Below are 12,929 nucleotides of genomic sequence, written 5' to 3'. Positions count from 1 at the left end.
TTCGAGGGCAAAAATACGCCTTTGACATTAATGCTCATGATCCGGTCCCATGTATCCGGCTCGATTTCGTGCAGCGCGCCGATGCCGCTGATACCCGCATTGTTGAACAGCACATCGATACGGCCGAATTCAGCAATCGCTGCTTCTACCATCGATTTGACCGCTTCCGGCTGGGTAACATCGGCTTGGATGAACAGCGCCACGCCGCCTTTTTCTATAATTTCGCTTACCGTTTCCCGGCCTTTGGCCTCGTCTACGTCGTTGACAATAACGGCTGCTCCTTCGCTCGCGAACAGCAATGCCGTGCTTCTTCCGATGCCAGAGCCAGCTCCTGTGATCAGTGTTACTTTATCTTGTAAACGCATATCTTCACTCCTTCATCTCTTTCATTGGGCAGCAATGATCATGATTCGGTCCGCCCCTGAATCGTGGTCGGCTTTTCTAAACTCGGCCAAGGCAAATCGTACGATGGAGAATGGACAAACCGATCCATAGAGAGTCTCAAGGTGATGCCTGTTCCCGCAGGCAGTGATACGTGAAGCCATTTCCCTTCAACCGCCAACGTCCCGGTCACTTCGCCCGAAGCATTGATGATTTCTCCACCTAAGAATCGATGCTCGCCAAATACGCCGGCCTGTATAATAACCTCTCGATCATCGAATAGACTCGTGTTCACCAAATGAACCGTTGCGGAATCCGATGTCAGCTTCTCCACCAGCGCGGACACGCCCGGCGGCAGTCCCGGCCGCTTCGCCGCAGCGTCAAAATAACGAACGCGGCCATGCTGCAGACCTCCATGCGATATATGCATCGGTCCGCCGAGCGTCAGCTGCACAAGGCCCTCGAAATACAGCGGGCACATTTCCTGCCAAATGTGAATGGCTGAATAGATCCCCTCGCTGTAATGCTCGGTCCATTGATATGGATCGCCCTCCGGAGAGCGCATCTTGGCCAGCTGGTTGCCGATCATTTCGTAATTGGCGCTTAGAATTCGCTGCGGATAATCCGGATTGAGCCCGCGGATATATTGATACCAAGGCTGTGTATTGCCGATGTAATGCTTCGTCTCCCGCCCGGTTCTCGGGTCTCTGCCGGAGAACTTCGGCACGATGACTTCACTCCAGTCATGGTCTTTCGGAATGCGCTCAATGCGTTCCATATCTTCCTCCGCCATCGACATTGACCATAGATAGATCGGATACTTCGGCAGCGCCTCCCGATAATCGGTCCAGCCGCTATCGAAATGCTTGAATGGCACCAGCCATTTGCCGTCTTTCTCTTGGCGCAGCTCCCAGTTCCGGTCAAGCTGCTCCCGTGCCAGCTGAAGTCCATTCATGTCGCCCGTCAGCAATACCTTATTCATGCAGGCATTCGTCAGCGGCTCGATGATCGTCATGAAGCCGTGAGGCCATCGCCAGCCGTAGTAGCCGCCCCACCATTTGCCGTCGTTGTACTCCCCGATTTGCCCGGTGAGTCCGACATTGTCAGGGATGATGCCGCCATTCGATCGGGCCCGCTCCTGCCAAGCATTCACGTATTCGACGACCCAACTCCGCAGCTTCTCCTCACCGCTATGAAGAAACGCATGCGTGATCAATCCCGTCGCATTCAAATTCAGCGGCACATCGCCACGATTCATCCGCTCGTTCATCATGGCTAGGAGCTGCTGATAGACCTCATCGTTCGACCAAGGGCACTTTCCACTTGCAAAATCGACGCCCGGAATATCTTCGTAAGGCGCCAAATAATCGTCCAAAATGCCTCGGTGCGTGCTCCAATCTTCCTCGGTTACCTCAAACCTAGGACCGCGGCTGCCTGTCAATGGCGATCGGATCAGCTTGCGTTCCTGATCATAGTTCGGCGCTTCCGGGTCGTCGCCCGTATACATCGCTGCAAATTTACTAGCGCGCTGCCGATCCTTAAGCGTCGCGGGTCCCGCCAGACCTAGAAAATATAAATACAAATAGCCTTCGCCATGATGCATCCAATCGTAATAGGCATCGAACTCGCGGTGAATTTGCCCGTATTCCGTCCACTGCCAAGTAATGCCTTCCCATATTTTGCGAGACACTTCATGCAGCTCGCTGCTCCCTCCGAGCACATACAAGAGCGCCAAATTCATAAAGCCTTCATAGGGATCATCCGATCCATCCATGCCTGGCCAATGCTCGAACCATATGAGCGTACCGTCCGGGTGCGTGTACCGCGCGACGAACTCCTTGGCCGCCTTGTTCAAATTGTCAAAAAGCAGCTGCTCCTGCAGCGCCCATGTCGGCGGAACGATCCGCTCTGTAGCCTCAATCCTCGTGATGCTTCCATTCGTTAGCGTTGAAGTCATGTGACTCTCCCTCCCATTGCGTTACTTATCCGTTGTAACTAAAATAACGTTTGCCCTTGGAACAGTTGATACACCTTGCGCTGATCTTCCGGGTCTAGCCCTTGTCCATCACAGAAGGACAGGTTCGTACGCAAGACGGCGGTGGTATCCGCTCCCGTAAGAGACACATGGATATCTGGTTGGCTCAAGCTGAAGCGCATGCCCGGCTCAATTAATCCTTTCGGCTCCGTTTTGCGAAGAAAGCTTAACTTCTCCAGACGCTCTTTGGCTCTGTCCAATATCTCCTGCTCCAGAAAGGGAGCAGGCGAATCCGCCAGAATCCCCATGCCGAGCACGCTGCCATTGATGACGCCAAGCCCCATCTCCTTCGCGAGCGGCAAGATTTCATCTTTGGCCGTATGATCGGCCAGCATATAGCGCGCATAGAATTGAATCGCATCGAAGCGTTCGGTCTTCATATATCTCATCATCAATGGCAAAACCCGCGTACTCACGCCAATATAACGGATTTTCCCGTCCTGCCGCAGCTTCTCCAGCGCAGGTAGGGTCTCGTTGACGACAAGTTCATAAGGCTGCGTCTCCACGTCGTGAATTTGCAGAAGATCGATCCAATCCGTCTGCAGCCGCCGCAAGCTATCTTCCACGGACTGAATGGTGCTCTTATAATCGTAGGTCAAGTCTGATCTGATCGCTTTGGTCGTCAGCACAACCTTATCTCTGCGGCCGACAAGTGCTTGACCAATTCGGCGCTCCGATTCGCCGAACCCATACTTCGGAGCCGTGTCGATGAAGTTGATGCCGGCATCGAGCGCCTCGTGAATCATTCGCTGCACCTCATCTTCATCCGTCTTGCCGAAATCGCCTGCAAGCGGCGCCCCGCCTAAGCCAAGCTTGGATACTTTCAGTCCTGTCTTGCCGAAAATCGTATATTCCATCGTTTTTACTCCTTCCACGATCCAAATTTATTCCTTCAACCGAATTAACCCAACTCGGCATGATCCTGAAGCGTTGCAACCTTGTTCTCCGTCCCATGCAGTTCGAATAATACCAGCTCATTTTCCCCTTCGCGAAGCAGCGGAGCCGGTATGTACAACGTTTGCTGGGGACCGATTTCCCAGTAACGTCCAAGATTAAACCCATTGATGAATGCGACGCCTTTCTTCCAGCCTTCCATCTTCAGAAACGTATCGCATGCTTCGTCAATTTGAAAAGTTCCTCGATAAAACGTCGGTGTACAAAGATCCTGCTTTTGCGTATCCGTATATTTCAGAGCAGCTAAGTCATCGAGCGGAAGCGTATGGATCGTCCAATTGTAGAGGAACTGCATCCCCAGACGAACGCCTTCTGTAATTCCTTTCGGATCTTTCATCCCGTAGCCGTAATTAATCCGGCCTTGATTTTCGACCAAAATGCTTAGGGTCGCGCCCTCTTGCGGAATGTCCAGCACAATATCGTTGTCCGTTACGTCCGGTCTAATATCATGCGTATTACGTTCAATAACGCCTTGATACACACCGTCAAGGAATACAAGTGCGCGATCCCGTACCTGTTGTATCGCTAGTTTGGCCTGGGATATTGGCCCCGGGATCGAAGTTGTATACAGAATAAACCCATAGTTCTGACCAAGCCGTTCCATCGGCTCAGGGCATACGCTGTGAATCGGCGTTGACAATGAAGCGAGCGAGTCGAATAAGCACGCATGCTCGGTTAATTGAACTTCGCCGTAATGTTTCTTCGGCTGCGGGGACGGCAATACGATATCTTCAACTTCCGTATATTTCGAGAGCACGCTCTGAACCGCCCAATATTTGTCCGTTAGATCACCGGATTCATTCAGCAGTACGTCATAATCGTAGCTGGTTACTGTCGGTTCATATTTACCCAAATCGTTCGCGCCGTTATAGAATCCAAAATTCGTTCCCCCATGGAACATATAAAAATTAACCGATGCGCCCATGGCGAGCATATCGTCCAGCACCTCAGCAACATCTTCACTGTCCCGAACGTGGTGCGGTTTGCCCCAATGGTCAAACCATCCGTTCCAAAATTCCATACAGACGATCGGCTTGTCCGGTTGATACTCCGTCAGCTTACCGAACGCCTCATTCGGCCGCGATCCGAAGTTGACGGTAGCCAAAACCTCCGGCAGGAGCGTGCCGCCTTGCAAATTGCTGTCCGTGTATCCGTCAGAGGTGAACAGTAGAACATCAATTCCACGCTCCACCATCGCCTGCTTCAAATACTTCAAATAGTTCTTATCGTTGCCATAGCTTCCGTATTCATTTTCAATTTGCATTGCCATAATCGGTCCGCCATTCGAGTTAAGAAGCGGAACCAACTTAGGCAGTAGCACGTCATAATAAGCGTCGATTTTGTTCAAAAAAGGTTGATAAGAACAGCGAAGCCGCATGTTGTCTTCCTTCAGCAGCCACGCCGGCAGCCCGCCGAACTCCCACTCTGCGCAAATGTACGGACTCGGTCGTACAATGACATGAAGACCAAGTTCTCCCGCTATCTTAATAAACCGTTCGAGATCTGCAATCCCTTCAAAGTTAAATTGACCTTCCTCCGGCTCATGCAAATTCCATGGCACATACGTTTCCACCGTATTAAACCCGCATGCTTTTAATTTAAGAAGTCGATCTCGCCAATATGCCGGAACGATTCGATAATAATGCAAAGCCCCTGATAAGATTCGAATAGGCTTCCCGTTAAATAAAAATTGACTGCCATCCATTGTAAGCATTCGTTACCATTCCTTTCACTTCTTTCATATACTCGGCCAGATGAAATACATGGCGTTCGACTGCTTGAACCGCTGTAAAATTAGTCATTTGTCATGTAACTTCCGGGATATGAATTTCGTATTGCGCACTCATCATAAGTCGAAATGCATTAGTCTGAAACAACAAAATATAAAAAAACAACTGATCTTTCAGAAAATGCACTCTTCAAAAATTAATCATATCTCTAAAAAATGTAACTTTGTCGAGCGGTTACGATCCGACAATTGCCAAGCGACAATAAAATATCCCCTCCAAGTGTTGCTCAAACCTCCCTCATAACCAGAAGGTTTTTTTGAGTGTCTACTTAAAGGGGATAATACCATTTTCATCGGTTAAACCCAGGGGTTTTTCCAATGTCTATTCTAAGGGGTGCACTTCAAACGATCATTATTTGTTTTGTTTCCAAGCATCGATTTGTTTCTGTTCTTCAGCGATAATTTTGTCGCTGCCGGCTTTTTTCAGCTTGTCGATAAATTCCGGCAACATTTTGTCAGGGGCAACGGAGCCCGTCTCAAGGAGTGCAATATACTGCGCGGTCACGGTGCCCACTTGAGCGATCTCACTCTTCACCGGTGCTGGATCGAAGCTGAAGCCGAGCAATGGCGACGGCGTGGAGCTTTCGTTCATCTTCTTCGTTGCTTCCGCAGTGCCAGGGACGGAGCCTTTTTGTGGATACGCGTTCAATGCATTTCCTACTTCCCATTCAAATCCAGGGGCATAGCCACCATCATTCATGACCTCAATCGTATTGTTATCATCGATTTTCTTATAGTGTTTGCCTTCGATACCGTAAGCTAATAGGTTGTAGAGCTCCTTGTCCTTAAACAGCAAGTCTAGCAACATAACAGCACGTTCCGGATTTTTCGATGTCGCACTAATACCAGTCATGGTCGCAATAATCGAACTAGTCAACAGGGTAGGCTGAGTAAGTCTAACGTTATAAACCGGGTTCTGAGCAGCGTCAAGTGGTGCTTCCCCTTCCATTGCCGGCCCGAAGTTCCCTGCATTCATGCTGGCTGTTTTGCCGGCTTTCCGATCTGCTTGTACATCCTTCAGCGTCGCCGCGTCTTTGCGGATATACCCTTTCTTATACCAATCCGTCATGGTTGTAACGAATGATTTATATTCTTCAGACTCAAATTGGTTGACTACCTTTAAGGAAGTATCCGTTAACTTGATAACCCCCGGAACGTTGCGTCCTGCAACCTCATCAAATCCATAATAAACAAGATTTTTGCCGAACTCCCCGTTGTATTCATTCTCATAAGGGACCATACCCGGATTATTCTTCTTCACTTGCTCTAGGAAAGGCGCAAGATCTTCAAGCTTTTTGATGCTCTCAGGTTTGACCCCATATTTATCAGCCAAGTCTTTGCGCATGATAATGCCATTCGTCATCGTCCAAGCTTGGTAATTCGGAATCGCATAGATTTTCCCATTCACTTTCGTCGCGTCCCAGCCCATTTTAGGGAGCGTTTCCATAATGGTTGGCGCGTATTTCTCCAGAAGGTCATCCAGTGGGATAAATGCGCCTTTATTGACATTCTGATAGTAGTTATTCGCCCAGTTGGCCGTGAATGCGAGGTCGTAGTTCTCATCAGCAGCGTTCACAACCTGCATTTTCTGATCGTACGCACCCCAATCGACGATCTTCAGATGCAGCGTCACATTCAGCTTTTCTTTCAGAATCTTGTTCATTTCTGCTTCTACTGAAGCAATATCCGATTGTGGTGAAGCGTCAAGATACCATGTCAAATCTACTGGCTCTAGCTTGGCTGGATCTGTTGCAGCTGGTTCTGTTTGAGCTGATTCCTGAGTCGTCGCATTCTGTTGAGTAGCATCGGCCGATTTTTCGTCTTTTGCCCCGCACCCAATTAAGCTTCCTGAGAACATAAGACATACGGCGAGTACGGATACTACGGATTTCACTCTCTTTGTCTGTTCCATGAAACAACCTCCCTCATGATTCTAGTGATTTATTGTATATCGGCATGAAGCCGTTACAACCAACAGAATAATTACTCTTTCACGGCGCCTACGGTCAAACCTTTCACGAAATACTTCTGGAAGAATGGGAATACGACGAGAATCGGACCCGCGGCCATTACGGCAATCGCCATCCGAGCCGTTTCATTCGGAAACCGGCTAATATCGATATTCACCGTACCTGGCTTAATACTGCTCGACAAATATTGAATATTATTCATAATCCGGTAGAGCATGTACTGCAGAGGAATGAGCTTCTCATTATCGATATAGAGCATCGCGAGCCACCAGTCGTTCCAATATACGAATGCGATGAATAACCCTACAGTGGCCATGGCTGGTTTGGCAATCGGTAAGACGATTTGCCAGAAGATTCTCCACTCTTTCGCACCGTCGATCTTGGCCGACTCGATCAGTGCGAGCGGAATCTCGGATAAGAACCCTTTCATCAATAGGACGTGCCACGGCATAATAACATACGGTAAGATCAGCGCAAAGATGGAATCGCCGATGAACAAATATTTTTTTATTAAGATGTACCATGGCACAAGACCGCCGTTGAATAGAAGGGTAAAAAATATGAAGAACGATAATTTATTGGCGCCGCGGAAATCTTTGCGGGACAGCACGTAAGCGAGCATGGCCGTAATCAGTAGGCTTATGACCGTTCCGAGCACGGTCACCGTCACCGATACGGTATAACCGGTGATCAGTTGATCCGGGCTTTTTAATAGATATTTGTATGCAAACGTCGTAAACGTTTTGGGAATCAAGCGATAACCGTCCACTGCAAGATCCGACTCGGTTGAAAATGAAATGGAAATGACATAGACAAGCGGGATCAGGCAGAAAACAGAAAAGATGATAAACCACAAATGAATCAGCCATTTGGACAACGATTGTTTCCTAAAAAAATTCATAGTTTCCTCCCCCCATTCTCTCTAGAAAATCGCATTATCTTTGTTGAATCTGCGAACGATATAGTTCACGGTCACGACTAATACAAAACCGACTAAAGATTGATAGAGTCCGATAGCTGTGGCCATACTGGTATCACCTGACACACGTAACGCTCGGAATACATAAGTATCAATAACATCCGTCGTGGCATACAACGCGCCGGAGTCCGCCGTCAGGAAGTAGAACATCCCGAAATCGGAGTAGAATATTTTCCCTACCTGTAATAAGGTAATCAAGGTAATTAACGGCGATAGCAGTGGAATCGAGATGCTGCGCACCTGCTGCCATTTGCTCGCACCATCAATCGATGCAGCCTCATAGAGGCTTTTGTCGATACTCATAAGTCCCGTATAAAAGATGAGCGTGGAATATCCAACATTTTTCCATAAGTAAGCGAGACTTAAGATGACAGGCCAATACTTCGCTTCCATATACCAGTTGACCTCGTGAAATCCGAACTGTGTGAGCAGGTGATTGATGACACCCATCTGAGGGTTCAGCAATGCGTACGTGACATAACTGACAACAACCCAGGATAAGAAATAAGGGAAAAACAGTGTCGTCTGAAATAACTTGACGGCCCTTCGACTGAGTTCAAAGAGCATGAGCGCAAACGCGATGGCAACCACATTCGTTAATAGAATGAAGATGAAATTGAGAAAGATGGTGTTCCGCGTCACTTGCCATGCGGCATCGGAAGTAAAGAAGAATTTAAAGTTATCCAGTCCGACCCAATCGCTGCCCCAAATCCCTTTCCTAAAGTTAAAATCTTTGAAGGCAAGCACCAAGCCTAACATCGGCGCATAATTAAATATGAGGACAAATAGTAATCCCGGAGCTGCCAGAGCCAGTAATCCCTTATGACGCAGAAATTCGCGCCAGAATGTATTTTTTTTCTTCACATTCATATTCGCAAGAGGCTGACTATTGTGAATTTTTGTTTGATAAGACATCGCTTGACCTCCTTTTCCTAACTACTTCCCTGTTGGACTCATCTTCCATGCAACACATCATAACTTCCGCAACTGGGACAATCCTAGTGTAAATCGGGACTTTTATAGCATTTTCCACTGTAAAAACAGGCACTTTACTGTACTTGTCGCTAAAGTACAGTAAAGTGCCTGTTTTAAATTGGTTCTATTTACTTAATTTTGACGCGTTTCTTTAATGTTTTTATTCAAAACATATTCCTTCGGCGTTACGCCGTATTTCTTTTTGAACAGTTTATAGAAGTAGCTCTCATTCTCTACGCCAATTTTCTGTAAAATGTCTTTGATGCTGCGATTCGAATTATGAAGCCATTCCACGGCTTTCTCGAGCCGCACCTCATTCATATAATCGGCAACCGTTCGATCATACTGTTGATTGAAAATTTTACTCACTTGCTTAGGCGATAAATTCAGCTTATCGGCAATATATTGCAGACACAATTCCGGATTCGCATAATCTGCTTGAATAAATTCCATCACCGTGCTCGCAATGATGGCATGTTTGTCGTTCTCTGTACGCTCCACTTTGGTCAAGCCATTCCTGCAAATTTGCATGATATGATCGTGCTGCTCCTGAAGCGTTCCCATCGTGAACAGCTGGTTGGAAAACAAATTAAAATTGAACTGCAGCGGCTCTAGCCTGTTCCTGTTCATCTCCTCGGTTGTCTCTTGCAGCGTATTCACTAATTTCATCACCGATAAAACGACGTTATTGTAGCTCAGCTTATGGATTTCATCAAATATTTTACTTAACGCTTCTTCAGCGGAGACAGTATTCCCACTTTTTAGCGAATCGACCCATTTTCTTTCTAACGCGGCAGAATAACCAACCTGTCCATTCTCCGTATTCGCCGCAATAAGCCGATTGGTTAGAATGCAGCCCTTGCCGAATATCAGACGGTACACCGAATTGTTCAACGCCACATGATATTTTTCGGTCAAGCCATGGAGATTGCCGCATGTGTCGCTAATAAAAATAGAAACGGATACTTTAAAATATTGACTGATATACGATTGCGCTTTGTTCCAGAGCTTCGTTGCTTCCGCAACCATTGTATCCACGTCTCGATCGCCTAGGTTCATAATAAAGGCAATATGATCGTTTTTCATTTCGACAGCTTCGACCTTACAACATTCCGAGAATATTTCCAGGGTAATATTGATTATCCCGAACATGCAGAGATCACGATCCAGATGACTGAACAATTGCTCGAATTGAGCGTAGTCATCAATCTTTAAGATGCATACGAGTCCCGGTGCAGCCTGTGTCAGGCATACCCCCGATTCCACGGTTGCCTTAACAAACTCATCTGGGGTTACGGAGCGGCTGTCTACTAACAGCTTTCTTAGAAAATAAGCCTTCAAGATTTCTCGGTCGGATTGCTTCTCAAGCTTATACTGGTTCAACTGTTCGATCGAAAACTGATAGGCCTTGTTCAAGTACGATATTTCATCCTGGGCATGCGAATCGTCTAATTCGGTTCCTTTGGATACAACATGAACCAAATTGCCAATCGGTTTATATATTCTTCTGGAAATCAAGATCGAAGTCATAATGGCTAGCAAGATAATCCCGCAAATGATGGCAATCAATGTATATTTCAACGTGTTTATTTTCTGAAAAACTTCATCATATAATTGCGCTTTCACGAGTGTCCATTTCATTTTGTCTACAAACGTATACGTGATTAGATACTTCTCCCCATGGATGTTTTCCGTAAAATAACCCGTTTTTTCTGAAGGAGCTTGTTCTTTCATGTGCCGTAGGTAAACCGCTTTCAACGAATCTTCCAAAGAGCCTTTCTCTAGATCGTTGCCGACAATTTCCGCATGATCATCCATAATGACAATTTTATCGCGGCGCTTCTCGTCGACCATATTGATGTCCTTAATGTTATTGAGCAGCCATTCGGTGCTGGCATTGACGATTAAGGCCCCATCCGGTTGATTGGAAGCATCCTTAAAATCATACATTAGATAGGTGACGACATTCTCAAACCGTTTCTTGTCATTCCCGATGGGATATTCGATTTTTCTTGGCAAAGGTTTTAATTTCGGTATGTTCTTCTTGGATTGCATCATGGCTTCGAAATTCAAGTCTTGAAATAACAGGTTATCCTGCGTCGTGTAATACGTTTTAGTCGAACCGTTATACAAATAGATAGAGTGAATGAAAGGGTTCGTGCCAATGATCGACGTTTTGATTTTGTTCACTTCACGCAGCATATCGGCAAATTCGACATTCTGGCTAAAAATCAAAGGCATTATTTCTGGTTTATAGTACATGGATAAGATTGAGTTAACAATCATATCATCCATCAAGTTAATATTATATTTCACCTGGTACAATATTTTTTTATTCGATTGGTACTCGTTATCCAGAACAGCTTGTTCAACCTTCACTAATGCAATAAGCGCGAACAAAATAAGCGGCAGCAGCATGGCCAATATGACCCACTGATAAATCTTGCGGAAATAACTACGTTGTATTTTGTGATTCGAACGCATATGACCACCCTTTAAGTTTATCATTTCTGACTAAACGCACGAGCAACAAAATACATTTTACCTTATATTCTCATTTTTTGGATAGATAGCGTTTCATTTTTTATTTGTTAAAGGAAGTCTCGGAACGCAAACAGACGCCGAATCATCGGCGCCGAAAGTTCGCGTTTATTCATCTTAAGAAGGATCCGCCTAGCGCTTCGAGTAGAATTCCAACGTCTCTAGCGGCTTCAGCCTTGTAGCTTGCACGAGTCCATTGGCCAGCACGGGCGCAATTCTTGCTGCGATCGGCAGCAGCTGCTGGGTTACAGGCTTGCCCATGAGCCATTGCAGCACGCTCCCCCATCGTAAAGGTCCGGAAAACTCCCTCAGGATCTCTTGTGTAAAGCGCTGTTCCCAATCCTGCAGGGACAAGTTCCCGCGCAAATAGCTGTCCGCCAGCGGCGCGCACAATGCGGCGGAGCGCAGCGCCATAGACATCCCGTCTCCGCAGAGCGGTGCGATCATGGCGGAAGCGTCTCCTAAGCGAGGGAACCCGTCCCATGGCGCCGGCTTACGCTGCAAATAGACGGGGGCGATTGCAGCTTGCGTACCGGGGGATGGCACAGCGGCCGCAAGCCGTGCAGCCAGCCTCCGGTTGCGCTGAACCGCCGATTCCAGAATGGACAGTACCGATTTGCCCGCCTTCGCGAATTTGCTGCGGCTCAGCAGCGCCGCAGCATTCACGCGGCCATCCTCGATCGGGCACAGTCCGAGATAACCTCCTCGAAAGAAATACATCTCAATCACCGGCTCCATCGTCAAACCGTCATAATGGGTTTTAACACCGATGTAGGCTTGCTGGCCCGAAGCAGCAGCATTCGGACGATGTCCTGTATGTGCAACCCGCGAATTCGCTCCCCAGGCCGCAATGACAGCCCGAGCGTGGAACAGGCTCGTGTTCTCTCCCTGTTTCGTTCGAACCGTATATCCTTTACCACGCTGCTCTATCCCTGTAACCGTGGTCGACAGGTGCAGCTGTGCACCGGCCTGCATCGCGGCTGAATGCAGCGCCTCATCCATCGCATATCGGCTTAGTCCCCAGGCAGAACCAGGGATCGGGAGCTCGATTTCACCGCCATGCTCGAAGATGAGTCGAGCCCGTTCAATCCGCTGCGGATGAAGTGCCGCAACCGTCTCGGTTAATCCGAGTGCGTGCAGCGTGCTCTGCGTTTCCGGCGACAGAAATTCCCCGCACACCTTATGACGCGGAAAGGTCTGCCGGTCGATTAAGGCCGTCTCCCACTGCCTATCTGCGAGTGCTTTGGCGATACAGCTTCCCGCCATGCCTCCCCCGAGCACGACGACATCCGCATAATGCTCCAT

9 protein-coding genes are annotated in these 12,929 nt (G+C 47.7%); all 9 read right to left on the bottom strand.

The window, feature by feature from the left end:
• Nucleotides 1-365 (bottom strand): SDR family NAD(P)-dependent oxidoreductase (locus tag ACFQZR_RS01980; protein WP_379342386.1); only part of this gene is annotated, 365 nt, incomplete at its 3' end.
• Between the two features lie 38 nt (nt 366-403).
• Entirely contained in the window at nt 404-2,338 is a 1,935-nt protein-coding gene (locus ACFQZR_RS01975) for a DUF8034 domain-containing protein (protein WP_379342384.1), read from the bottom strand.
• Nucleotides 2,339-2,376: 38 nt separating this feature from the next.
• Entirely contained in the window at nt 2,377-3,273 is an 897-nt protein-coding gene (locus ACFQZR_RS01970; protein ID WP_379342382.1) for an aldo/keto reductase, read from the bottom strand.
• Nucleotides 3,274-3,317: 44 nt separating this feature from the next.
• Nucleotides 3,318-5,084 (bottom strand): glycoside hydrolase family 35 protein, encoded by a 1,767-nt coding sequence (locus tag ACFQZR_RS01965; RefSeq protein WP_379342380.1) that lies wholly within the window; start codon nt 5,082-5,084, stop codon nt 3,318-3,320.
• A gap of 427 nt (nt 5,085-5,511) precedes the next feature.
• Complete coding sequence (locus tag ACFQZR_RS01960) at nt 5,512-7,071, bottom strand: extracellular solute-binding protein (protein WP_379342378.1); 1,560 nt, start codon at nt 7,069-7,071, stop codon at nt 5,512-5,514.
• A gap of 71 nt (nt 7,072-7,142) precedes the next feature.
• A complete protein-coding gene (locus tag ACFQZR_RS01955) occupies nt 7,143-8,030 on the bottom strand; it encodes a carbohydrate ABC transporter permease (protein WP_379342376.1) in 888 nt (295 codons plus the stop codon).
• A 21-nt stretch (nt 8,031-8,051) separates the two neighbouring features.
• Nucleotides 8,052-9,023: an ABC transporter permease gene (locus ACFQZR_RS01950; RefSeq protein WP_379342374.1), complete on the bottom strand. Its 972-nt coding sequence runs from the start codon at nt 9,021-9,023 to the stop codon at nt 8,052-8,054.
• Nucleotides 9,024-9,215: 192 nt separating this feature from the next.
• Entirely contained in the window at nt 9,216-11,567 is a 2,352-nt protein-coding gene (locus tag ACFQZR_RS01945; RefSeq protein ID WP_379342372.1) for a helix-turn-helix domain-containing protein, read from the bottom strand.
• A 189-nt stretch (nt 11,568-11,756) separates the two neighbouring features.
• Nucleotides 11,757-12,929 (bottom strand): NAD(P)/FAD-dependent oxidoreductase, encoded by a 1,173-nt coding sequence (locus tag ACFQZR_RS01940; protein WP_379342370.1) that lies wholly within the window; start codon nt 12,927-12,929, stop codon nt 11,757-11,759.

Origin of the sequence: Paenibacillus sp. GCM10027629 (genome assembly GCF_042676425.1) — a bacterium.
Lineage (GTDB): Bacteria > Bacillota > Bacilli > Paenibacillales > Paenibacillaceae > Paenibacillus_K > Paenibacillus_K terrigena.
Note: the sequence above shows the minus strand (reverse complement) of the source record. Positions and strands in the feature narration are given on the sequence as shown.